This is a genomic window from Rhodococcus sp. IEGM 1372 (assembly GCF_030056835.1).
Classification (GTDB): Bacteria; Actinomycetota; Actinomycetes; order Mycobacteriales; family Mycobacteriaceae; genus Rhodococcoides.
In genome coordinates, this window is record NZ_JASHKS010000002.1 from 410,813 (window position 1) to 434,415 (window position 23,603).

Consider the following 23,603-nt stretch of genomic DNA (forward strand, 5'->3'; position numbering starts at 1 on the left):
CGTCGGAGGAAGGCCCGCAGTGGAAATAATCCTGATCGTCATCGTTGTCGCCGCAGTGGCCCTGTTGGTCCTGCGCAGCAAGAAGAACTCGGCTGCGGCCGCCGAAACCGCGCTGGCCGACGCCAAGGCCGACGCCCGCCAGTCGATCGAACGCCTCGGCGGTCAGGTCTACAACCTGATCGGCACCGACACACCGTCCAAGCAGGCCCTGGCCGATGCATCCGAACGCAACATCGCTGCCGGTTCGCAGATCGACCAGGCCACCACCCCCGAACAAGCCAGACTGGCCAAGCAGACCGCGCTCGAGGGCCTCTATTACATCCGCGCCGCACGACTGGCCATGGGCATGGATCCCGGCCCGGAGGTGCAGGGCATCGACGGCCAACAGCAGGCAGGTCGCGTCACCGAAGAACGCAAGGTCGACTTCGAGGGCCGTGAGATCGCAGCATCACCGGATCCGTCCGATCGCACCCCCAACTACTACCCGGGTGGCCGTGTCGCGGGCCGTCCGGTGCCCGCGGGCTGGTACTCCGAGCCGTGGTGGCGTCCCGCCCTCGTCGCCGGTGCATGGGGAATGGGATCGATGTTCCTGTTCTCGGCGATGTTCTCCGGCATGGCCGGCGTTCCGGCCGAGACCGCGGCCGGCGGCGAGACGGGAGCCGACGGTTCGGACGGCGGTAGCGGCGACGACCTCGGCGGCGATACGGAATACGGTGCCATGGACGACGGTGGCGGCGGCATGTTCGACGGCGGAGGCGATTTCGGCGGGGGCGGCGACTTCGGCGGCTTCTAGGTCGCCTGACAGACCGGGCACCAGAACAGGTTTCGCGCCTGCATCACCGAGTGCAGGATGTCGGCTCCGCACACCCGGCAGGGATATCCCTGCCTGCGGTAGACGTACGAGCGCGGTCGTCGCGCACCGTAGGTGTCGCCGTGATCGTCCTCGGGCCGGATGGTGATGATGCGACCGCGTCGAACACCGATCTTCATCAGTTCCACGAGGTCGAGCCAGATCGCGTCCCACTCCGCTCGATCGAGGTCCTTGCCCGGTCGCATCGGATTGATCTCATGCCGGAACAGAATTTCGGCGCGGTAGACGTTTCCGACGCCGGCGAGCACCTTCTGATCCATCAGCAAAGTTCCGATTGCCGTGCGCGACTTGGAGATTCGTGCCCATGCCCCGTCAGGGTCGGCGTCCTTGCGCAGGGGGTCCGGGCCCAGTCGCGCCACCAGGGCGTCGACCTGCTCCTCGGTGTAGATCTCGCAGGCCGTGGGTCCGCGCAGGTCGGTTCCGTACTTCTCCCCCACCATGCGCAACCGCACGGCACCCACCGGATCGCTCAGCGGCACAGACTGTTCGGTGAACTTCCCGTACAGGCCGAGGTGGATGTGCACGATCAGATCCGACTCGTATCGGTGCAGCAGATGCTTGCCCCAGGCCTCGGCCTTCTCCAGTACGAGACCGTCGATCAGCGCGGCACCGGAGGTGAAGCGCCCCTGCGGACTACTCGCCTCGACCGGTGCCCCGCCGAACCGACGTTGATGCAACCGAGCCAGTCGGTGCAGAGTGTGCCCCTCGGGCACCTACTCGGGCTTTCCCGGCACGACGGGTGCCTCGCCGCTGCGTTCGTACTCGGACAGGATGTCGACGCGGCGCTGGTGGCGCTCCTCGCCCGAGAACGGAGTGCCGAGGAAGGCGTCGACGATGGCGAGGGCCTCGGGAAGGGTGTGCATGCGGCCACCGATGCCGATGAGCTGAGCGTCGTTGTGCTCGCGGGCCAACTTGGCGGTCTCGACGCTCCACGCCAGCGCGCAGCGAGCGCCCGGCACCTTGTTGGCTGCGATCTGCTCGCCGTTGCCGGAACCGCCGAGCACCAGGCCGCGGCTACCCGGGTCGGCGACGACGCGGCGTGCTGCGTCGATGCAGAATGCCGGGTAGTCGTCGACGGGGTCGTAGTCGAAGGCACCGCAGTCGACGGGCTCGTGGCCGGTCGCCGTCAGGTGTTCGATGATCTGATTCTTGAACTCGAGGCCGGCGTGGTCGGCACCCAGGTATACGCGCATGCCTAGAGTCTGACAGGTGAACTCCGAAGCCGAGAAATTCGCCGGTGTGGACGGTGCGAAAGGCGCGTGGGTGGTCGCGGTTCTGGCCGAGACGACGTTGACGTGGACCGCGTGCGCGTCGGTGACGGAGGTGCTCGAGGTGACACGGGACTGCGCACGGGTGGGCGTCGACATGCCGCTGTCGCTGCCCGAGCACGGCTATCGCGTCAGCGAACTGGAGGCGAAGACGTTTCTCGGGACGGCGCGCAGCTCCATCTTCCACACGCCGGTCGCAGGCGTACTCGACGCCGAGTCGTATCCCGAAGCGTGTGCCGTTTCTCGGCAGCTCACCGGCAAAGCGATCAGCAAGCAGACGTGGCACATCCTGCCGTCGGTGAAGGCGTGGCGGGATGCGGACGTCGATCGGGACAGGTACATCGAGGTACATCCCGAATGCTCGTTCCGGGCCATGTCCCCGGCGACGGTCTTCTCGTCGAAGAAGACCGGCCGCGGTGTCGGACAACGACTGGCCACGATCATGCGATGGAGCGAACACGTCGATCTGGCGGATCTACCGCCAGGACCCGCCGTCGACGACTTTCTCGACGCGGCCGCAGCGGCGTGGTCGGCGCGACGCTTCCACCTGGGCGAGCACCTGACGTTCGGTACCGAGGACGGCTCGGATCGAATCGTGGCCTAGCACCCCCTCGTGCGTGAAAGCTGTACTCCTGCTACGAGTTTCCACGCACGAGGGGAAGTGCGATCAGTCGAACTGCGGGTCCTCGTTGCGGCTGCGCTTGAGCTCGAAGAAGTGCGGGTACGACGCGAAGATCACCGATGCGTCCCACAGTTTGCCTGCCTCTTCGCCACGTGGGATTCGGGAGAGCACAGGGCCGAAGAAGGCCACGCCGTTGACGTGGATGGTCGGGGTGCCGACATCGGGTCCGACCTTGTCCATGCCTGCGTGATGGCTGGTCCGCAGGTCCTCGTCGTGGTCGGTGCTCTCGGCTGCCTTCGCCAGGTCACCGGGCAGGTCCAGTTCGGCCAACGACTCCGCGATGACGACGTCGAAATCCTTGTTGCCCTCGTTGTGAATTCGCGTTCCCATGGCCGCGTACAGCGGGTCGAGGATCTCGTCACCCTTCAGCTTGGCTGCGGCGATGGCAACGCGGACCGGCCCCCAGGCCTTCTTCATCATCGCGGCGTACTCCTCGGGCAGATCGCGGCCCTCGTTGAGCACTGCCAGGCTCATGACGTGGAAGTTCACATCGATGTCTCGCACCTGCTGCACTTCGAGAATCCACCGCGAGGTGATCCAACACCACGGGCACAGTGGGTCGAACCAAAAATCCGCAGTGTCTTTCTGTCCTGAACCGGCCACTGTCCTACTCCTTGGAAGTCGAGGTCATCGTGTCTTCATTGCGTAACAACCGCACACCGCGCAGACATTCCGCACGGCCCGTCGGCCAGCGCGGGGTACGCGTGACGTGATGGGATGGACGGCACTACCCATAACTACACGAAGAGGTGTCGACTGAAGTGGTTGCTCCCAACCTGACGCGTGACCAAGCCTCCGAGCGTTCGGCGATCATCGGAGAAACGAAGTACGCGATCGTTCTCGATCTCACCGACGGCGAGGGCAATCCGGGCGAGAAGACGTTCCGCTCGCTCACCACCATCACGTTCGCGGCCACCGCCGGGGCGTCGACTTTCGTGGACATCATCGCGAGCACGATCCGCTCCGCGACGCTCAACGGCACCGGTATCGATACCGCGAACTACGACGAGTCGACGGGCCTCGCGCTCGAGAATCTGGCCGAGCACAACGAGCTCGTCATCGACGCCGATTGCCTCTACTCGCACACCGGAGAGGGTCTGCACCGCTTCGTCGACCCGTCCGACGATTCGGTCTACCTGTACTCGCAGTTCGAGACCGCCGATGCCAAGCGCATGTTCGCCTGCTTCGATCAGCCCGATCTCAAGGCCACCTTCGATGTGAAGGTCACCGCCCCGGAGAGCTGGGCCGTGATCTCCAACGCCGCGCACGCCGCCGAGCCTGCAGCGGGCGAGCACGTGTTCGACACGACCCCGCTGATGAGTACATACCTCGTCGCGCTGATCGCCGGGCCGTACGCGGAGTGGACCGACTCGTACACCGACGACCACGGCACCATTCCCCTCGGAATCTATTGCCGCGCATCACTTGCCGAGCACATGGACGCGGAACGCCTGTTCACCGAGACCAAGCAGGGCTTCGGTTTCTACCACGAGAACTTCGGCACTCCCTATGCCTTCGGAAAGTACGACCAGCTGTTCGTGCCCGAGTTCAATGCCGGCGCGATGGAGAATGCCGGTGCCGTCACGTACCTCGAGGACTACGTCTTCCGGTCCAAGGTGACACGCGCCTCGTACGAGCGTCGCGCCGAGACCGTGCTGCACGAGATGGCACACATGTGGTTCGGCGACCTGGTGACCATGACGTGGTGGGACGATCTGTGGCTCAACGAGTCGTTCGCGACGTTCGCTTCGGTGCTGTGCCAATCCGAGGCAACCGAGTACACGAACGCGTGGACCACCTTCGCCAACGTCGAGAAGGCCTGGGCGTACCGCCAGGACCAGCTGCCGTCGACGCATCCCATCGCCGCCGACATTCCCGATCTCGCGGCCGTGGAGGTCAACTTCGACGGCATCACCTACGCCAAGGGCGCGAGTGTGCTCAAGCAACTGGTGGCGTACGTCGGTAAGGAGGACTTCCTCGCCGGCTTGCGGGCGTACTTCGTCGATCACGCCTTCGGCAATGCCACGTTCTCGGATCTTCTTGCAGCACTGGAGAAGTCGTCGGGACGCGATCTGTCCGATTGGGGCGCCCAGTGGCTGCGCACCACCGGCCTGAACACCCTGAGTCCGGACTTCGACGTCGACGCCGACTGCAAGTTCACCCGCTTCTCGGTGCTGCAGACCGGTGCGGCCCCGGGTGCAGGAGAGCATCGCGTACACCGCATCGCGGTCGGCATCTACGACGACGTCGACGGCAAGCTGGTGCGCACCGACCGCGTCGAACTCGACCTCGATGCCGCCGAGTCGACGACTGTCGACGCGCTGGTGGGTGTCTCGCGCGGCAAGCTCGTTCTGGTCAACGACGACGACCTGACGTACTGCGCGGTGCGTCTCGACCCGGATTCACTCGAGGTCCTGCTTTCCCGAATCGGCGACATCGCCGAACCACTCCCCCGCACCCTTGCGTGGTCGGCGGCCTGGGAAATGACTCGATCCGCCGAGATGAAGGCGCGAGACTTCGTTGCCCTCGTCCAGCGCGGAATCGGCGGTGAGACGGAAGTGGGTGTGGTGCAACGTCTTCTACTTCAAGCACAGACCGCCATCACCAGCTACGCCGATCCGGCGTGGGCAGCCGAACACGGTACCCCCGAGTTCGCCGACGCTCTGCTCGAGCTGGCCCGCAGGGCCGAGGCAGGCTCGGATCACCAGTTGGCCTTCGTCAACGCCCTCACCGGCATCGAACTCGGCGATCGCCACATCGACGTGCTCAAGGCACTGCTCGACGGTGACATCGACGGCCAGGGTCTGTCCGGTCTGGGAGTCGACACCGATCTGCGGTGGCGCATCGTCACTGCCCTGGCCGGTGCCGGGGCGATCGACGCCGACGGCCTGGACTCGCCGGTGATCGACGCCGAGGCGGGCAGGGACAACACTGCCGCCGGAGCCCGGTCGGCTGCGGCGGCACGTGCCGCACGCCCGAGCGCGGAGGTCAAGGAGCAGGCCTGGACGACGGTCGTCGACGACGACGCAGTTCCCAACATCACGGCGCGCTCGATCATCGGTGGCTTCGCCGGCCCAGGTCAGGGCGAGCTGCTCGAACCGTACGTCGCCCGCTACTTCGACGCTGTCGAAGGTGTCTGGGCGCGCCGTTCGAGCGAGGTCGCGCAAACCGTCGTGGTGGGGCTGTACCCATCCTGGTCGATCTCGGAGGAATCCCTCGCTGCGGCGGACGAGTTCCTCGACGGTGATCTGCCGCCCGCCCTTCGGCGATTGGTGATCGAAGGACGGGCCGGCGTCGTCCGGGCTCTCGCTGCGCGGGAGTTCGACGCGAGCTGATCTCGACGGCATCGTCGACGAGGGCCGGTTGCCCACCGCGAGGTGGACAACCGGCCCTCGTCGTGGAAGCGCGGTCTGGAGGTGGAGAGTTACGGGCTGAGGATGGACGCGGTCATCACCCGGACGGCCGTGACCAGACCGTCGATGAGATTGCCGTCGCGGAACGGACCGAGCGCGGCGGTGACACCCAACTGTGCAACCCGGTCGGTCGCACGGTTGGACACTCGCCTGCCGGTGCGGATCTCGAGAGCATGCCGATTGGGGTCGACGGCGATCAGGACCGAACGGATGGCATCGGGTGTGCCGGGGAACACCGAATCCGCACCCGCAGCGGGATCGACGCCGAGATCACCGATGTAGACGTTGAACCGGATCTTGGTCTGTCGAATCGCCTGCGTGAGTGCATCGTCGAGTGCAACCAGGTCCTGCGTCGCGAACGGCAGGTGCTCTGGGTTGGTCGTCCCGAATTCGTGAGCAGCCGAGATGCGGCCGCTCGCGGTGAGGGCAGCACCGACGGGCAGGTCTTCTTCTCTGACGTCACTGCGGACGAGTTCACCACTTGCCACTTGCGGAACCTCCGATCGAGTCGGCTGTGTCGGCACCGTGCGAACCGTGACCTCCGAAAGGAGTCACCTCGTCCGTAGCAGTCCACAGCAATGGCTCGCGCGTCCACTCGTCCGTCAGTCGGTAGGGCGGAACGTCCATACCGGGCTGCTTGTCGGTCAAGTAGGACAACGCGCCGAGGAGTCCGATCACCGCAACCGGAATCACCCCGAATATCAGCGTGGTCTCAAAAATGCTCACAGGGTGTGACGTTAGTCGACAAATGCGCGTCGGACCACGTCGGGGCCGGTGTTGTGACCGAAAAGTGCAGGCGCGCCCGCGTCAGGCAGCGCCCTCACCGAGGTACGCGAGCCAACTGGGATCCAGCTCCTTCGTCGTCGCCAACAGTCGCCAGTGCGGACCCTTCGGCGGCACCAACTGGGCGCGTAACGTCCAGCCGATCTCACTGAGCAGTTTGTCCGCCTTGCGATGGTTGCACGAGGCGCAGCAGGCGACACAGTTCTCCCACGAGTGGCCACCTCCGCGGCTACGCGGAACCACGTGGTCGACGGTCTCGGCCTTGCTTCCGCAGTATGCGCACCGGAACCGATCGCGGTGCATCAGCGCCTGTCGTGTCATGGGTACCCGGGCTCGATACGGAACACGGACGAACGTCCGCAGTCTGATCACCGACGGCACCTGCACCGAGCGGTCGGCCGACCGGATGAACGGCCCCTCCGGATCGTCGTGCACCACGTCGGCCTTCCCACAAACGAGAAGAACCACCGCCCGGCGCATCGGAAGCGCGGTCAGTGGTTCGAAGGTGGCGTTGAGGAGCAGCACACGGCGCTTGACCCACGCCGGTACGGCGTCGTCGCCCGTGGCACTGTGGGCCGTCGGCACCACACGCAGCGGAGAAGCCCCCGAGGCCGTCTCACGCTGGTCGTGCGTGGTGCGGCCCTCAGTGGGCGGGAGTTGTCGATGGCGGTGTTGCGAGTTCTTCATGCGTTGCTCCAGAAACAGTCGGCGCCCGCGCATGGCTTGCGTGGAACACGAGACACAGTGGAACACGAATGCACCCTTCTCGCACAGCCTTTTTCCCGGCATTTTCTGTTGCCGATCGGTGAACATCTCGCATCCTCGCGTTCACGAACGACGAACGACGGCTCCATGCGCTGCGTGACTGGCAAGATTTCTGCGTCTCCGTAGACTTTTCGGGTGTCTGTATCAACCTTCCTGTCCGCATCGTCCCTCTCCGAACCGTCGCTGTTGCGAGATTTCGACACCCGAGCGTTCGAGCTGACGGAGACCGGACGCGACTGGTTGGTCGATCGTCCGCTGCAGGCTCTGGGCTACCTGGCCCTCGCCATCGTGCTGCGCCTCGTCCTGCACAAACTGATCGATCGATTCACCCGCAACAACGTCGGGAAGGCTCCGACGCTGCTGCGTCCGCTGCGCGAGCGTTCGTCGAGCACCGTCAAGGGCGCGATTCTCAACGAGCGACGCAAACAGCGTGCCAACACGATCGGCTCGGTGCTCAAGTCCGCAGTCTCGGTCATGATTCTCACGTGGTTCGTGCTGTCGGTGCTCGACGTCGTGGGGGTCAACGTCGCTCCGTTCATCGCCTCGGCCGGGATCGTCGGCGTCGCCCTCGGCTTCGGTGCGCAGAACCTGGTCCGAGACTTTCTCTCGGGCATCTTCATGCTCCTCGAGGACCAGTACGGAGTGGGCGACGTCGTCGACCTCGGTGAAGCGACCGGCACGGTCGAGAGCGTCGGGCTACGCGTCACGACGATCAGGGACGTCAACGGCACCGTGTGGTACTGCCGCAACGGCGAGGTGCTGCGCGTGGGCAACATGAGTCAGGGCTTCGCGGTCGCCGTGTTGGATCTGCCCGTCTCCCACACGGCCAACATCGACGAGGCCCGCGCAGTCGCCGAACGCACCACGCTGACGGTGGTGGAATCGAAGGACTTCGCCGATGACATCCTCGAACCGCCCGAAATGCTCGGTGTCAACGCGGTCAGCGCCGACACCGTCACCATCCGCATCACGATCAAGACCCGCCCCGGACGCCAGTGGGCCGTACAGCGCAGACTGCACCAGGAGATCCTCCAGGCGTTCGACGATGCCGACATCAAGGCACCGTATGCACTGGGTCGCCCGGGTGGGGTCGTGGCCGAGCGAGGCAGCTGAGGGACAATGGACGTGACCGACGCCGACCAGGAACGAACAGAGAGAGTGTGATGACCGAACCGCAGCAGACGTTCTACGACGCGGTAGGCGGTGCCGAGACGTTCCGGTCACTCACGGCGAAGTTCTACGAGGAAGTCGCCAAGGACGAGATAGTGCGGCCGTTGTACCCCGAGGAGGATCTGGCACCGGCCGAACGGCGGATGCGGATGTTTCTCGAGCAGTACTGGGGCGGTCCGCGAACCTACTCCGACGAGCGTGGCCATCCTCGACTTCGTATGCGCCACAACCCGTTTCGGATCGGACCGATGGAGCGAGACGCGTGGCTCCGCTGCATGCACATCGCGATCGCGTCGATCGCCCCCGAGGTCATGGACTCCGCGCACCGAGCCCAGTTGATCGACTACATGGAGATGGCCGCCAATTCGATGATGAACTCGGCGATCTGACGGCCCCGACAGCGCAGCGGGCTACAGCGATCCGACGCGCTGCGGGCTCTTGCCGCCGACGGCGACCTTGAGCTTGCCCACCCGCGCGCGAACGGAGCCGGCCACCTTGAGCGCGAAGCTCATGGGAGCGGGTAGGTGTTGGCGCAGGATGGCGTGCTTGCGTACGTAGTTCTCCACGTGCCACTCCGACCAGGTGCCCGCACGGAACAGTGCGGCATCGCCGGGAAGCAGGGTGCGCGGTGCGTGGTCGTCACTCGAGACGGTCACCGAACCGTCCATGATGTGCACGATCTCGTCGACGGCGAAGTACCACCGGAAGCGTCCTGCCGTGCAGTCCCACACGTTGGTGGTGGTGGTTCCGTCGATGCTCTTCGACCACTCGGCGAGGCGAGCCTGCGGGTTTCCTTCGAGAATCCAGGTCGGCTCGATGGGGCTGTCGTTCAGCGCGATGTCGCCGAGTCGTACGGCTTCGATGGTCGAAGTGATCATGGTTTCCGTCGCGTCCTCACCGTCGGGCGCGGCTTCCGCCGCTACTGGTTCCAGGAGCAGAACATACAACACTTTCCCAACGAACCGGCAGGAGTCGGTCATGTGAATGAGCACAAAGCTTTACTGTTCGTTGACCTACGAGGCTGCCTCCTGTCGTGCCCGAACGCCCCTGAATCGTTCTGCGGCCGATCGTTTGGCACTATTGCCCCTTGTGACCGATCCGATCGAAAGCTCCGAGCTGTTGTGGTGGCAGGACGCCGTCTTCTACCAGATCTATCCCCGCTCGTTCGCGGACTCCAACGGTGACGGCATCGGTGACCTCGACGGAATTCGCGACAAGCTCGGCTACCTGGAGCTGCTGGGAATCGACGCAGTCTGGATCGGACCCATCACCCGGTCGCCCATGGCCGATCACGGGTACGACGTGTCGGATCCGCGTGACATCGACCCCCTGTTCGGCAACCTGGAGATCTTCGACGCGTTGGTCGACGAAGCTCATGCGCGCGACATCAAGGTCACGATGGACCTGGTGCCCAATCACACCAGCAGCGAGCACCCGTGGTTCCGATCGGCCCTGACGGCGGCCCGCGGTAGCGCCGAGCGAGCCCGCTACATATTTCGAGACGGACGAGGTGACGACGGCGCGCAGCCGCCGAACAACTGGCCGAGCATCTTCGGTGGCCCGGCCTGGACCCGGATCACCGAGCCCGACGGATCCCCCGGCCAGTGGTACCTGCACATCTTCGCGCCCGAGCAACCGGATCTGAACTGGAACAACCCGGAGGTGTTCGACGACTTCGCGCGCACCCTGAGATTCTGGCTTTCCCGCGGCGTCGACGGCTTCCGGCTCGATGTGGCACACGGTATGGCCAAACCCGTCGACCTGGCCGACATGAGTCTCGAACTCAACGCGTTGATGAAGAACGACGACGACGATCCCCGGTTCAACAATCCTCGGGTCCACGACCTGCATCGACGCATCAAAGCCGTCATGGACGAATACCCCGAAGCGGTGACCGTGGGCGAAATCTGGGTGCAGGACAACGTGCGCTTCTCCGAGTACATCAGGCCCGACGAGTTGCACCTGGGTTTCAACTTCCGGCTGGCCAGTGTCGATTTCGACGCCGCAACCATCCGCGACGCCATCTCCAATTCCCTTGCCGCAGTAGAACTGGTCGACGGAACTCCGACGTGGACGCTGTCGAATCACGACGTCGAGCGTGAGGTCACCCGGTACGGCGGTGGGGACCTCGGTCGGGCACGCTCGCGCGCCATGATCCTCGTCGAATTGGCGCTTCCCGGAACGATTTTCGTGTACAACGGTGCCGAACTGGGGCTACCGAACGTACAACTGCCCGACAGTGCGTTGCAGGACCCGGTGTGGGAGCGATCCGGGCACGCAGAGCGTGGCCGCGACGGCTGCCGAGTGCCGATGCCGTGGGAGGGGCACACACCACCGTTCGGGTTCTCCTCCACCGATCGAACCTGGTTGCCGATGCCACCGGAATGGGACGGGTACACCGCCGAGGCGCAACTCGAAGACGTCGATTCGATGCTGAGCCTCTATCGGACGGCGTTCGAGCTGCGGGCTCTACGTCCGGAATTCACAGGTAGCGGAGTCGATTGGTACGGATCTCCTCCCGGCTGCCTGGCATTTCGTCGACGCGGTGGCCTGATCTGCGCCTTGAACGCGTCGGAGGAGTCGATCCCGCTGCCTCCCGGCGAGTTGCTGCTGGCCAGTGCGCCGTTGGTGGACGGCAGGCTTCCGGCGAACGCCGCTGCGTGGCTCGTCTAACGCTCGACGTGGAGCGACAACTGTTGTCCCGCGCGACGAGCGAAGACGGAGCCGTAGCGGGCATCGAGACGTAGCCAGACCTTCGACACCCGCACACGAACCACCTCATCGGGCGCGATCCGATCCGGGTCGACGTCGACGGTCAACGGGTCGCTGCCACTGTGCGGCACGAAACCCATTGCGGTCAAAGCGAATACCGTCCGCATCGAGATCGAGACGTCGTCGTTCTCGCCCGCGACGTGCAGCACCTCCTGTTCGAGCAACGAACTCGGCGGGCCGTGACTGCTGCCGTGCTCCTTGGCCAGTGCCACGCCGCGTTGCGCGAGCCCCACGAGCACCCTGGCCGGCACATCGTCGAGATGGCCGAAGCCGCCGTCCGGTGGCAGGGCTCCGCGCCAGGCGGAATCCATCGAAAATCCCGGGTCGATCACGCCGTCGGTCGCCTGCTGCACAGCCGCGACCAACACGTCGGCACCGGCACTGGTGTCGTCGGGCACCACGGTGCCGGTGATGACCCGAGCCGCGAGAGCATCGAAACCCGTTGCAGCCCAGCAGGACACACCGCCGCCCGCTCGGGTCCGCATACGGATCACCGCAGCTTCGTCCAAACGCAGCGCCCTGGTGCAGAACGTCGCCAGGTTCTCCCGCTCGACCGCATCGGGAACGGTCAGTACGCGCTCATACACGCTGCCAGCTCACGAGAAACTCACGCTCTTCGGGAGTGAGCCGGCGCAGCCGCTGCGCATCGATGTCGAACGCCGCAATCTGCGTCGAGGCCACCACGGCCGCGGGAGTGTCCAACGACGCTCCCCGGGCTCGTACCTCGTATCCGACGACGAAGTCCACCGCCCGCACCGCGTCGATCCACATGAACACATCGAGGGGGCCGTCCTCGTGCCGGAGCTGGCCTCGATACTTCACGTGCAGATCCGCGATCACCGCGCCGTGGCGCAGGTTCGCCGTCGGCCTCCCGTCCACCAACAGCCAGGGAATGCGTGCCTCTTCGAGGAGAGTGACCATCCGGGCATGGTTGATGTGTTGATACACATCCATGTCCGACCACCGCACGTCCACGGTGGCATGAAAGCCCACTCGCTCGGTTTCAGGTCGCTTGTCGGACAGATGGGCGTCGGGCACACTCACGTGGTCGTTTCCTCTTCTCGGTCGAGTATCGGCGGTATCGCCCGTGGCGATGTGGTGCTGAAGGTCAGGGCACCATGTTGCGGACCTGTCGGGCAGCGACCGACAGGGTGGCCAGGTCGAGGGTTCCCGACTCGGCGATTTCGGTCAACGCCGCACGAGACCTCGCCAGACGAGACGAGTTGGTCGACTCCCATTCGGCGATCTTCTCCGCGACCGACTCGTCCGGCTCGCCGCCCGCAAGCACCGCCTGCGTGATTCCCCGCAACGAGGAATACAGATCGTCGCGAAGAGCCAAGCGCGCCAAGGAATGCCAGCGGTCTCCGCGGGCCAGCTTGGACACCGCGGTGAGCAACCAGTCGATACCGATGTGCGCATCGAGGGCGAAGTAGAGCTCGGCGACCTCGGCTCCGTCCCGGTCGACGATGTCCGCGATATCGATGATGTCGAGTAGGCAGTACACATCGAGCAAGCCGTAGATCCGGCGCGCCAGCTCGGCCGGCGCGCCGCGTTCGATCGCCGCAGCCGATCGGGAGTCCAGGTCGCTGGCTTGATGCCCGGAGATCCACCTGGACACCGACGGTTGCAGTGCCCGAACCTGACCGGCGTACCGACTGATCTCGGCACCGACGGCCAGCGGCTGCGGACGGTTGGCGAGCAGCCAGCGCGAGACACGGTCGAGCATGCGGCGAGACTCGAGCAACAGTTCGGCCGAGACCGCAGTCGGCACGTCCGCGGCCCTGATCGAGTTCCACACCTCGTCGAGTCCGAATATCTCGGTGGCGGCGGCGAAGGCACGGATGGCATCGGTGCCTGCCGCACCCGAATCCTCGGTCAATCGGTAGGGGAACGTGATGCCGCCGCAGTCGATGGCCTCGTTGGCCAGCGTCGTGGCCACCAGCTGCCGCCGGAGAGGATGCGTGGTGATCGCGGCGGCATACGGCTCTCGCAGCGGCTCGGGGAAATACTTGGGCAGCCGCGGAGCGAAGACGTCACTGTCGGGCAGTTCACTGTCGAGCAGTTCCGCCTCCAACGCCAGCTTCACGTGAGCCATCAACGTCGCGAGTTCCGGCGAGGTCAGCCCGCGGCCGTCCTGCTTGCGACGCCGTAGATCCGCCTCGGTCGGTAGCGCCTCCAGCTCGCGGTCGAGACCTCGGCGCACTTCCAGATCCTCGATCACCCGACTGTGCACGGTGACCAGGCTCGGTGCGTCGAACCTGGAGGTGCCGAGCAGTTCGTTCTGCATGATGTTGTCCCACAACACCAGCCGGCCCACCTCGTCGGTCATGGACGCGAGCAGCTCGTCCCGATCCTCGCGCGCGAGGTTGCCGTTGGTGATGGCCGTCTCCAACAGGATCTTGATGTTGACCTCGTGATCGGAGCAGTCGACACCCGCGGAGTTGTCGACGGCATCGGTGTTGATCTTGCCTCCGGCAGCGGCGTATTCGATGCGGCCCAGTGCGGTGGCTCCGAGGTTGCCACCCTCCCCCACCACGGCGGCGCGCACGTCGATTCCGTCGACCCGCACCGTGTCGTTGGCCTTGTCACCGACCTCGGCATTGGTTTCGGTGGACGCCTTGATGTACGTACCGATTCCGCCGTTCCACAGCAGATCGGCCGGGGCCCGAAGGATCGCGTTCACCAGCTCCGGCGGTGACAGCGCGACCACGGAATCCCCCAGCCCGAGGGCAGCGCGCGCCGCCGCACTGATCGGGACCGACTTGCGCGTCCGCTCCCACACGCCGCCGCCCGCACTGATGAGCGAGGTGTCGTAGTCCGCCCACGACGACCGCGGCAGTGCGAACAACCGCTCCCGTTCGGCGAACGAGGACTCACGCTCGGGGTCGGGATCGAGAAAGATGTGCCGGTGATCGAACGCGGCGAGCAGGCGAATGTGCCGGCTGAGCAACATGCCGTTGCCGAACACGTCCCCGCTCATGTCGCCGACGCCGACGACTGTGAAATCCTGGCTCTGCGTGTCGATTCCGAGCTCACGGAAGTGGCGTTTGACGCTCTCCCACGCACCCTTGGCGGTGATGCCCATGGCTTTGTGGTCGTAGCCCGCCGAACCACCGGACGCGAAGGCGTCGCCGAGCCAGAAACCGTATTTCGCGGCAACGTCGTTGGCCATGTCGGAGAATGTCGCGGTGCCCTTGTCCGCGGCAACGACGAGATAGGTGTCGTCTCCGTCGCGGCGCACGACGCCGGCGGGAACCGTCACCGTTCCGGTAGCGCGGTCGAGGTTGTCGGTGATGTCGAGCAACCCGGCGATGAACAGTCGGTAGCAGGCCTTGCCTTCCTCGGCATGGGCCTGACGATCTCGATCGGCGTCACCGGTCACCACAGGCGGCCGCTTGACGACGAATCCACCTTTGGCTCCGACCGGCACGATGACCGCGTTCTTGACCATCTGGGCCTTGGCGAGCCCGAGGATTTCGGTCCGGAAGTCCTCACGTCGATCAGACCAGCGCAGTCCGCCGCGGGCCACGGCCCCGAACCGCAGGTGCACACCTTCGACGCGGGGCGAGTACACGAAGATCTCGAATTTCGGCTTCGGCTTGGGCAATTCGGCGATCGACTGCGGATCGAACTTGAGCGAGAGGTACTCGCGATGTTCGCCGTCGACCCCCACCACGAAGTAGTTGGTGCGCAGGGTCGCGCGGATCAACTCGAACATGCTGCGCAGAATTCGGTCGGCGTCGAGACTGACGACCTCGTCGATCAGTTCACTCAGCTGGGTGCCGATCGACTGCGCGTTCTCCTCCGAACTCGCCTCGGGATCGAACTGCGCCTCGAACAACCCGACGAGCAGCCGCGCAGTGCGCGGGTGTGTCAGCAGCACACCCTCGATGTTGAACTGGCTGTAGGGAAAACCGGCCTGGCGCAAGTACTTCGCGTACGCGCGCAACACCACTGCCTGCCGCCAGTGCAGGCCGGCGCGCATGACCAGCTCGTTGAACCGGTCGGCCTCCGCCTCGCCGCTCCACACTGCCGCGAACGCATCGGTGAATCGGTGCTGCACTCGACTCTCGCGATCGGCGGTGCCCGCCTCGGACAACTCCGCGTCGATGTCACCGTCGATTGCCGAACGCAGCATCTCGCGTGAGGCCGAGAGCCCGAAATCGTATATCCAGCACGACATTCCGTCCGGCCGCACCACCGGGTACGGTCGTTCGTCGTCGACCTCGACGCCGAGACTCTGCAGGATGGGCAGCACCTGCGACAGCGAGACACCCGCGCCGCCGATGTACAGCGAGAACCGCCAGCTACCCACGGCCGACTGCTCGTTGCGGTAGAGCTGCATGTCGATCGACTCGTCGCCGAGCCCTTCGAGGCGAGCGATGTCGGTCACGGCCCGAGCCGGGCTGAAGTCCTGCTTGTAGGCCTCGGGGAACGCCTCTGTGTAGCGCTGGATCCGCAGCGGGTCCACGGTGCGGTCCAGCGAGACCGCGTCGCCGAGCGAGTCCTCCCAGGTTCTGGTGGTCTCGGTGAGAGCCGCCTCGATCCGGGTGATGTCCTCGGCGGCCAGCTCCGTCGATGCCGTTCCCGGCGTGCGGCGGACGGTCACGTGCAGCAGCGCCAGGTCCGACTCCGTCACGCGCGCCGTGTAGTCGAGAGAAGTGCCGCCGAGCTCGCGGAGCAGCCGATCCTGAATAGCCAGCCGAACACGAGTGGTGTAGCGATCTCGCGGCAGATACACCAGGGCGGAGACGAAAGACCCGCCGGCATCGGGCCGCACGAACAGCTTGACCTTGCGCCGACGGCCCAGTGCCAGAACAGCACTCGCGGTCTCGAACAGCCAGGCCGCCGAGGTGGCGAACAGTTCCGAGCGCGGCATCGACTGCAGCACTTCGAGCATCGCCTGACCCGAGAACGACCCGAGATCATGGCCGGCCCTGGCGATCACCGAGCGCACCCGACGCTCGATCACCGGAATGTCGAGCACGTTCTCGTGCAGCGCCGTCACGGTGAAGACGCCGACGAAACGGTGTTCGGCGGAGTTCTCGGCGTCGAGAACACTGACGAAGTAGGGGTAGACGGCCCGGTGCACCGTCGCCGGACTCGCTCCCTGCGTCAGGGCGACCAGGTCGCGCTGACCGAGCGGCTCCGAACCGTGCACGTCGTGGACCGCGTCGCGCAACACCCCGAGGCTGCTCGACTCGTCCCCGGTGGCCGTCCGTGCACCGTCGACGCCGCCGAGCCGGTACCGGCGGTAGCCGAGGAGCGTGTAGTGACCGTCGCCGAGCCAGCGCAGCAACGCAGCTGCGTCGCGATGTTCGACGGCGATGTCGGACTCCGCATCACCGGCCCGCTCGGCCGCTCCGTCGAGGAGATCGGCGACCTCTGCCTGTACCCGACGCATGCGATCGGTGTCGCCGACCACCTGACGCACGTCGGCCAACACCCGGCTCGCCTCCGACTCCACGCGGTCGAGGGCCTCCGCGGACGTGGACGGATGCAGCTGGACGTGAATCCAGGATTCGCGTCGACCGTCGGCGATCGGACCTGTCAGCTCGCCGTCCGCGTCGCGGGCGACCGACAGAATGGGATGGACAACGTCGGTGTACTCGATGCCGAGTCTGGACAGCAGCGAGATGACCGACTCGACGAGGAGCGGCATGTCGTCGGTGACGATCTGCAGATAGCTGCCCGCGGCCTGATGGGCGGCCGAACTCGACTCGCTGGGGCGGTGCACCGCTACGTTTGCGGTCTCGGGCAGCCGCTGAGCGGCCAACCGGACGTGCCGGTGAAAGGACGTGGTGTCGGGAGTGTGCGCGGACGCCCCGACGGCCGTCGTGTCCACATGCTCGAAGTATTCGGTACGCAGTGTCGCCAGCTCGGCCAGGAGTCGGTCGTCGAGGCCGTCGGCCCAGTCGTTGTCGGGCAGGTCCAGCGAGCGTGGCATGGTGTTCGAGTACTCCCTCGTGAGGATTTTCCCGACGCCCGCCGATCGCCGGTCGTCGATGACTCCTCGACCTTAGTGTCGAACACCCTTTTACCGCAGTGACCTCGCTGAGCCGGCGCGTGGCGAACTACTTCGCGACGAGATACTCCGCGAGAAGGTTCCTCTCGTCCTCCGACAAAGGACGAGAGGAAGACGTCGCGAGATCGAAGGCGACCATCAGTGCTTCGGCATCCGCGCAGACTTTTCCGTCCCGGTCGGTCACCACGTGCCGGACGCCGTACGAGGTGGTCCCGATGCGGGTGATCCACAGCTCGATCGTCAGCGGACCCGAGTCGTCGAGAATCGGATGCAGAAAATCGGTGGTGAGTTTCCGCACCACCGCTGCGCCGCGCACACCCGGACCCCCGAAGACCGCGTTCAGGAACCGAACGCGGCCCTCCTGGAGGTATTCGACGAACCGGGTGTTGTTGACGTGGCCGAGACGGTCGGAATCACCCCACCGCACCTGAAGTGTGCAGGTGAAGGTTTTCGCCGACATGTCAGTCTCTGGTCAGCTTTCGGTGCGTGACGCGATGCGGGCGAGCCGCGTCGGGTCCGAGGCGTTCGACCTTGTTGGCCTCGTAGCCCTCGAAGTTGCCCTCGTACCAGTACCACGCGGCCTCGTTGTCGCCGAAGCCACCTTCCCACGCCAGGATGTGCGTGCAGGTGCGGTCCAGGAACCACCGGTCGTGCGAGATGACCACGGCGCAGCCCGGGAATTCTTCGAGAGCGTTCTCGAGAGATCCGAGCGTTTCGACGTCGAGGTCGTTGGTCGGTTCGTCGAGCAGGATCAGGTTGCCGCCCTGCTTGAGCGTCATCGCCAGGTTCAGACGGTTCCGCTCACCACCGGAGAGCACTCCGGCAGGCTTCTGCTGATCGTGGCCCTTGAACCCGAACGAGCTGATGTACGCACGCGACGGGAACTCGGAGCTGCCGACGGTGATGAAGTCCAGACCGTCGGAGACCGTCTCCCACACCGTCTTCTTCGAGTCGATGCCCGAGCGGTTCTGGTCGACGTAGCTCAGCTTGACGGTCTGACCGATCTTGACCTCGCCGCCGTCCGGCTCCTCGAGCCCGACGATGGTCTTGAACAGCGTCGTCTTACCGACGCCGTTGGGGCCGATGACGCCGACGATGCCGTTGCGGGGCAACGTGAACGAGAGATCCTTGATCAGCACGCGGCCGTCGAAGCCCTTGTCCAGGCTCTTGACCTCCACCACGACGTCGCCGAGGCGCGGCGGGTTGGGGATCTGGATCTCGTCGAAGTCGAGCTTCCTGGTCTTCTCGGCCTCGGCCACCATCTCGTCGTAGCGAGCCAGACGAGACTTGCTCTTGGCCTGACGTGCCTTGGCACCGGAACGAACCCAGGCGAGCTCGTCCTTGAGGCGCTTCTGCAGCTTCTGGTCCTTCTTGCCCGAGACCTCGAGACGCTCGGCCTTCTTTTCCAGGTACGTGGAGTAGTTGCCCTCGTACGGGTACAGGTGTCCGCGGTCGACCTCGGCGATCCACTGCGCGACGTGGTCGAGGAAGTACCGGTCGTGAGTGACGGCGAGAATAGCGCCTGCATATGCGGCCAGGTGCTGTTCGAGCCACAGCACACTCTCGGCGTCGAGGTGGTTGGTGGGCTCGTCGAGCAGCAGCAGGTCGGGCTTGCTCAGCAGCAGCTTGCACAGCGCCACGCGGCGCTTCTCACCACCGGAGAGGTTGGTGACGGGCGACTCGGGCGGCGGGCAGCGCAGCGCGTCCATGGCCTGTTCGAGCTGGGAGTCGATCTCCCAGGCATCGGCATGGTCGAGCTTTTCCTGCAGCTCGCCCATCTCTTCCATCAGCTCGTCGGAGTAGTCGGTTGCCATCAACTCGGCGATCTCGTTGTAGCGCTTGAGCTGGACCATCGTCTCGCCCAGACCGTCCTCGACGTTCTCGCGAACGGTCTTGGTGTCGTCGAGGACCGGTTCCTGCATGAGGATGCCGACCGAGGCACCGGGAGCGAGGAATGCCTCACCGTTTCCGGGCTGATCGATTCCCGCCATGATCTTGAGGATGCTGGACTTACCGGCGCCGTTGGGGCCGACGACGCCGATCTTCGCTCCTGGATAGAAGCTCATCGTCACGTCGTCGAGGATGACTTTGTCGCCGTGCGCCTTGCGCACCTTCTTCATGGTGTAAATGAATTCAGCCATGAGGGCCAGCTTATCGGTGCGAGTGGGTCTCCGGCACCACCGCCCGAGCGCGCAGCCGCCGCCCGCACTCGATCGAGGTTCCGATGCAGCGCGGACGGCGGATACCGGGAGACCGTCAAGCCGGAACGGACTCGCGCACGTCGTCCTCGATGCGATCGTGGTCCCGATCCTCGTCCACAGGTTCGGTAGCTCCCGGATCGCCGTCCGTCGCAGCCTCCGGTGCCACCGCTTTCGTCCGATGGATCGAGACATTGCAGCGCGCGAGATCCGGTCCGACGGCGCTGGCCCGCATCTCCAGATCGGCGCGTTCGACCCCGTCGCGGTTGGTGTACTCGTTGGTCCGCAGCTGCCCGTAGGCGATGATCGGGTCGCCTTTCATCAGCGATGCTCCGACGCCGCGCACGAGGCGACGCCAGCACGTGACCGTCAGGTAGAGGGTTCCGCCGTCGGTCCACTCGCCGGTGTTGCGATCCTGACGTCGGGCGTTGCTGGCCATCCGGAAGCTGAGGACCTCGTCGCCGGTGGGTGTGGAGCGCTTTACGGGATTGGTGATGACCGTTCCGACAACTGCGCACTGTGCTTCGTACATGGTGTGTTCCCCCTCGATCGATGTCGCGTGGTTGCGATCGATATCGACACTGCTACGCGGAAGACGTCCGTGGTGAACGAGTCGGCGAAATGTGGACAACCGGCCGGCCTGTGGATGAAGCACCCGAATCGGGGCCCGTGCGACCCGAGAATGTCGGGACCGTGTGCTAGTCGGGAATCTCGGCGTACATGTGGCCGTCGAGCTCGGGGATCACTCGCCCCGCAGTGAGCGAAGCAACCAGCGCCGCAGTCGAATCGGCGTCCGGAACCGCGACGGTCAGTACCGCGGACGCGCCGTAGGAGGTGCCGACCACGAAAACCCCGTGCCCGCGTAATTCCGATTCCACACGACCGACCTCGGCGTGGTCGAGTTCGAGAGTCATGATCTCGCGTCGTTCCCGGGTCAGGAACATCGCTCCGGACAACGCCTCGGTCACCGCGCCGCCGTAGGCACGGGCCAGTCCGCCGGTGCCCAGCTTGGTTCCGCCGAAATATCTGCTGACGACCGCGACGACGTTGGTCAGGTGATGCCCGCGCAGCACGTCGAGCATCGGTGTACCTGCCGTACCGCTCGGTTCGCCGTCGTCGTTGGATCGCTCGATGCGCGGATCCGGCGGCGACACATCGACGATGAACGCCGAACAGTGATGTCCGGCAGCAGGATCGGCCTTGCGGGACGCCTCCATCACAGCTCGCGCCTCGGCTTCCGTGGCCGCGCGATCGACGACCGCGAGAAACCTCGACTTCTTGACCTCGATCTCGCACTCGACACGACCGGCGATGGTACGCAGTGGGATCACCCGATCTCACTCATGCGGCAACACTGTCCACCACATCGTCTGCGGCTCGGACCAATTGGGCGTACATGCCGTCGTTCTCCAACAGGGATTCGTGGCTTCCGACCTCACGAACGACGCCGTGATCGAGTACTGCGATGCTGTCCGCGGAGCGCACCGTGGACAGTCGATGCGCGATGAGGATGGTCGTTCGCCCGTTCATCAGGCCGTCGAGCGCGGTTTGCACTGCGCGTTCGGTGCGATTGTCGAGGGCGCTGGTCGCTTCGTCGAGCACCAGGATCGGTGGATTGCGCAACACCGTTCGGGCAATGGCGATGCGTTGCTTCTCACCGCCCGAGAAGCGGTATCCGCGTTCGCCGACCATGGTGTCGTACCCGTCGTCGAGGCCGTCGATGAAATCGTGGATCTGTGCCGTTCGGGCCGCCGCGAAAATCTCCTCGTCGGTGGCGTCGGGTTTGGCGAATCGTAAGTTCTCTCGAATGGTGGCGTGGAACAGGTACGTCTCCTGGGAGACGACGCCGACCAGGTCGGCGATGTTCTCCGACGCCATCTCCCGCAGGTCGATGCGGTCGATCGTCACCGATCCGGCCGTCGGATCATGCAGCCGCGCAACGAGATAGCCCAGAGTCGTCTTGCCGGACCCGGTTGCGCCGACGAGAGCGAGCGTGCTGCCTGCCGGGACCTCGAGGTCGATGCCGGTCAAAGTCGGAACCGTTGCCGAGGTGTAGGTGAAGTCCACGGCGCGGAAGGCGACGTCTCCGCGGACGGACTCGCGAGGCAGCGCCACCGGATGGGCGGGCTCGGCCACGTCGATCGGCAGATCGAGGTACTCGAACACTCGCCCGAACAGGGCGAGCGAGGCCTGCACCTCGACGCCGGTGTTGAGCAATTGCATGGTGGGCCGGAACAATTGGGTCTGCAGAGCGGTGAACGCGACGAGAGTTCCGATCGTCAGTGCGCTCCCCTGCCCGATGGTGATGCCGGCGAACCAGTACACCAGAGCAGGCATGACGGCGAAACTGATCTGGATCGTGGCCATGCGCCACTTCCCTGCCATCATCGCCGCGAGTTCGACGCCGGCCACTTCGTGGGATCGGTCGGCGAACTTCTCGGTCAAGACCTGTGCGGAACCGGTGGTCTTGCCCAGCAGAATGCCGCTGACCGAGAGTGATTCCTCGATCTGCACCGACAGGTCGCTGAGCAGCTTCTGTCGCTTGGTGGAGATCTTGCGCCGCTCGTCGCCGATGCGGCGAGCGACACGGACGAAGACCGGCAGGATGATCAACGAGAACGTGGCGAGCTTCCAGTCGAGCAGGAAGAGTGCGACCACCGTCGCGGCAACGGTCGTCGCGTTCTGCGCGATGGACGTTGCGGTATTGGTGACCACCGATTGCATGCCGCCGATGTCGTTGGCGATGCGTGATTGCACCTCGCCGGTGCGGGTGCGTGCGAAGAATCCGAGGGATTGGCGTTGCAGGTGCGAGTAGACCTGGACGCGTAGATCGTGCATGAGTCGCTGACCGACGCCGTTGGACATCCAGGTCTGCACGACGCCGAGAGTGTTGGTGGCGACTGCGACTGCGATCATGCCGAGTGCGATCAGGCTGACGAGCGTGACGTCGCGGTCGGGTATCGCATGATCGAGGAGTTCGCGGAGGAGTAAGGGGGACGCGAGCGCGATGATCGCGCTGACGACGATGATCGCGCTGACGACGGCGATCTTGCGGCGGTAGGGCGTGAACAGAGCCAGGACTCGGCGCACGGGTGCTGGATCGGACGCGAGGAGAGAACGTTCGGGTCGGCTTTCCAAGTAGACCTCCGTGATAGCTGAAGTAATATGCAGAGGCTACCTCACTATGAGGTGGTGAGCAACCGTCGCTATGATCCCGTACATGGAAACCGGACACTCGCCCAACCTGAGCGAGCAGTTCATGGCCGTCGCGCGGCAGATCCGGCGCAGCCACATGACTGCGTTGGAACCGTTCGGCCTCAATCCCTCTCAGAGTCGGGCCCTGCACGTGTTGGCGCGCGAGCCGGAGTCCGTGCGACTACGCGATCTCGCCGAGCACCTGCGCATCGTCGCGCGATCGGCCACCGACATCGTCGACTCCCTCGAGGCGGCGCACCTGGTGATCCGGCAACAGGATCCGAGCGATCGGCGAGCCGTCCTGGTCGAGCTGACCGACACCGGCCGCGCGCTGTTGGACAGAATCGACGACGCGCGCCGTCAGGTGTCGTCGGAAATGTTCGACGGCCTCGAGCCCGCGGAACGCGACGAGCTGAACCGACTGTTGAGCAAGATCGCCGAGACCGGCTGAACCGACCGAG

The 23,603-nt window shown here is 65.2% G+C and carries 22 protein-coding genes; 7 read left to right on the plus strand and 15 right to left on the minus strand.

Features of this window, described 5'->3' with window-relative positions; genetic code table 11:
* Positions 1 to 19: 19 nt before the first annotated feature.
* A complete protein-coding gene (locus tag QM590_RS04450) occupies positions 20 to 793 on the plus strand; it encodes a DUF1542 domain-containing protein (protein WP_269593762.1) in 774 nt (257 codons plus the stop codon).
* On the opposite strand, the gene QM590_RS04455 is transcribed toward QM590_RS04450, so the two are convergent.
* Both QM590_RS04455 and QM590_RS04460 read right to left on the minus strand, forming a co-directional pair.
* Positions 790 to 1,584 (minus strand): Fpg/Nei family DNA glycosylase, encoded by a 795-nt coding sequence (locus QM590_RS04455; RefSeq protein ID WP_094669414.1) that lies wholly within the window; start codon positions 1,582 to 1,584, stop codon positions 790 to 792. The genes QM590_RS04450 and QM590_RS04455 overlap by 4 nt on opposite strands.
* A complete protein-coding gene (locus tag QM590_RS04460) occupies positions 1,585 to 2,064 on the minus strand; it encodes a ribose-5-phosphate isomerase (protein ID WP_068052539.1) in 480 nt (159 codons plus the stop codon).
* Between the two features lie 16 nt (positions 2,065 to 2,080).
* Between QM590_RS04460 and QM590_RS04465 the strand changes: the two genes are divergently transcribed.
* Positions 2,081 to 2,743, plus strand: coding sequence for a DUF429 domain-containing protein (locus QM590_RS04465; protein ID WP_269593761.1), 663 nt, complete (start codon positions 2,081 to 2,083; stop codon positions 2,741 to 2,743).
* Positions 2,744 to 2,806: 63 nt separating this feature from the next.
* Here the strand turns inward: QM590_RS04465 and QM590_RS04470 are convergent, their stop codons facing one another.
* Complete coding sequence (locus QM590_RS04470; protein WP_068052542.1) at positions 2,807 to 3,424, minus strand: mycothiol-dependent nitroreductase Rv2466c family protein; 618 nt, start codon at positions 3,422 to 3,424, stop codon at positions 2,807 to 2,809.
* Positions 3,425 to 3,582: 158 nt separating this feature from the next.
* Between QM590_RS04470 and pepN the strand changes: the two genes are divergently transcribed.
* Positions 3,583 to 6,156: an aminopeptidase N gene (gene pepN / locus QM590_RS04475; RefSeq protein ID WP_269593760.1), complete on the plus strand. Its 2,574-nt coding sequence runs from the start codon at positions 3,583 to 3,585 to the stop codon at positions 6,154 to 6,156.
* An 89-nt stretch (positions 6,157 to 6,245) separates the two neighbouring features.
* On the opposite strand, the gene QM590_RS04480 is transcribed toward pepN, so the two are convergent.
* The 3 genes from QM590_RS04480 to QM590_RS04490 form a co-directional block, all read right to left on the minus strand.
* The gene (locus QM590_RS04480; RefSeq protein WP_149406254.1) at positions 6,246 to 6,722 is read right to left on the minus strand and encodes a DUF5130 family protein; all 477 of its coding nucleotides are present in this window, start codon (positions 6,720 to 6,722) and stop codon (positions 6,246 to 6,248) included.
* Positions 6,709 to 6,960 (minus strand): aa3-type cytochrome oxidase subunit CtaJ, encoded by a 252-nt coding sequence (gene ctaJ / locus QM590_RS04485; protein ID WP_068052560.1) that lies wholly within the window; start codon positions 6,958 to 6,960, stop codon positions 6,709 to 6,711. Before ctaJ ends, QM590_RS04480 begins: the two co-directional genes overlap by 14 nt.
* 81 nt (positions 6,961 to 7,041) lie before the next feature.
* Positions 7,042 to 7,704 carry an HNH endonuclease gene (locus QM590_RS04490; RefSeq protein ID WP_176460278.1) on the minus strand — a complete coding sequence of 221 codons (663 nt, stop codon included), beginning with the start codon at positions 7,702 to 7,704 and terminating at the stop codon, positions 7,042 to 7,044.
* Between the two features lie 264 nt (positions 7,705 to 7,968).
* Here QM590_RS04490 and QM590_RS04495 point away from each other — a divergent pair, with 264 nt between their 5' ends.
* Positions 7,969 to 8,895 carry a mechanosensitive ion channel family protein gene (locus QM590_RS04495; protein WP_269593981.1) on the plus strand — a complete coding sequence of 309 codons (927 nt, stop codon included), beginning with the start codon at positions 7,969 to 7,971 and terminating at the stop codon, positions 8,893 to 8,895.
* Between the two features lie 50 nt (positions 8,896 to 8,945).
* On the plus strand, positions 8,946 to 9,341 hold the full coding sequence (locus QM590_RS04500; RefSeq protein ID WP_094640235.1) for a globin: 396 nt from the start codon (positions 8,946 to 8,948) through the stop codon (positions 9,339 to 9,341).
* A gap of 21 nt (positions 9,342 to 9,362) precedes the next feature.
* On the opposite strand, the gene QM590_RS04505 is transcribed toward QM590_RS04500, so the two are convergent.
* The gene (locus QM590_RS04505) at positions 9,363 to 9,830 is read right to left on the minus strand and encodes a cupin domain-containing protein (RefSeq protein WP_094640429.1); all 468 of its coding nucleotides are present in this window, start codon (positions 9,828 to 9,830) and stop codon (positions 9,363 to 9,365) included.
* Between the two features lie 211 nt (positions 9,831 to 10,041).
* Here QM590_RS04505 and QM590_RS04510 point away from each other — a divergent pair, with 211 nt between their 5' ends.
* Positions 10,042 to 11,625 carry a glycoside hydrolase family 13 protein gene (locus tag QM590_RS04510; protein WP_269593759.1) on the plus strand — a complete coding sequence of 528 codons (1,584 nt, stop codon included), beginning with the start codon at positions 10,042 to 10,044 and terminating at the stop codon, positions 11,623 to 11,625.
* Here QM590_RS04510 and QM590_RS04515 read toward each other — a convergent pair.
* The 8 genes from QM590_RS04515 to QM590_RS04550 all read right to left on the minus strand — a co-directional run bounded on the left by QM590_RS04515 (position 11,622) and on the right by QM590_RS04550 (position 23,037).
* Positions 11,622 to 12,311, minus strand: coding sequence for a DUF8010 domain-containing protein (locus QM590_RS04515; RefSeq protein ID WP_269593758.1), 690 nt, complete (start codon positions 12,309 to 12,311; stop codon positions 11,622 to 11,624). The genes QM590_RS04510 and QM590_RS04515 overlap by 4 nt on opposite strands.
* Positions 12,304 to 12,768 (minus strand): acyl-CoA thioesterase, encoded by a 465-nt coding sequence (locus tag QM590_RS04520; protein ID WP_068052572.1) that lies wholly within the window; start codon positions 12,766 to 12,768, stop codon positions 12,304 to 12,306. The genes QM590_RS04515 and QM590_RS04520 overlap by 8 nt, the downstream gene beginning before the upstream one ends.
* A gap of 64 nt (positions 12,769 to 12,832) precedes the next feature.
* Positions 12,833 to 17,671: an NAD-glutamate dehydrogenase gene (locus QM590_RS04525; RefSeq protein WP_269593757.1), complete on the minus strand. Its 4,839-nt coding sequence runs from the start codon at positions 17,669 to 17,671 to the stop codon at positions 12,833 to 12,835.
* 127 nt (positions 17,672 to 17,798) lie between these two features.
* On the minus strand, positions 17,799 to 18,209 hold the full coding sequence (locus QM590_RS04530) for an acyl-CoA thioesterase (protein ID WP_269593756.1): 411 nt from the start codon (positions 18,207 to 18,209) through the stop codon (positions 17,799 to 17,801).
* Position 18,210: 1 nt separating this feature from the next.
* Positions 18,211 to 19,890: an energy-dependent translational throttle protein EttA gene (ettA, locus tag QM590_RS04535; protein ID WP_032402531.1), complete on the minus strand. Its 1,680-nt coding sequence runs from the start codon at positions 19,888 to 19,890 to the stop codon at positions 18,211 to 18,213.
* Between the two features lie 115 nt (positions 19,891 to 20,005).
* Complete coding sequence (locus QM590_RS04540) at positions 20,006 to 20,479, minus strand: single-stranded DNA-binding protein (protein ID WP_269593755.1); 474 nt, start codon at positions 20,477 to 20,479, stop codon at positions 20,006 to 20,008.
* A gap of 166 nt (positions 20,480 to 20,645) precedes the next feature.
* Positions 20,646 to 21,278: an IMPACT family protein gene (locus QM590_RS04545; RefSeq protein ID WP_269593754.1), complete on the minus strand. Its 633-nt coding sequence runs from the start codon at positions 21,276 to 21,278 to the stop codon at positions 20,646 to 20,648.
* Between the two features lie 10 nt (positions 21,279 to 21,288).
* Positions 21,289 to 23,037 (minus strand): ABC transporter ATP-binding protein, encoded by a 1,749-nt coding sequence (locus QM590_RS04550; RefSeq protein WP_283278821.1) that lies wholly within the window; start codon positions 23,035 to 23,037, stop codon positions 21,289 to 21,291.
* A 130-nt stretch (positions 23,038 to 23,167) separates the two neighbouring features.
* On the opposite strand from QM590_RS04550, the gene QM590_RS04555 reads away from it, so the two are divergent.
* Positions 23,168 to 23,593 (plus strand): MarR family winged helix-turn-helix transcriptional regulator, encoded by a 426-nt coding sequence (locus QM590_RS04555; RefSeq protein WP_231893809.1) that lies wholly within the window; start codon positions 23,168 to 23,170, stop codon positions 23,591 to 23,593.
* The last annotated feature ends 10 nt before the right edge of the window (positions 23,594 to 23,603 follow it).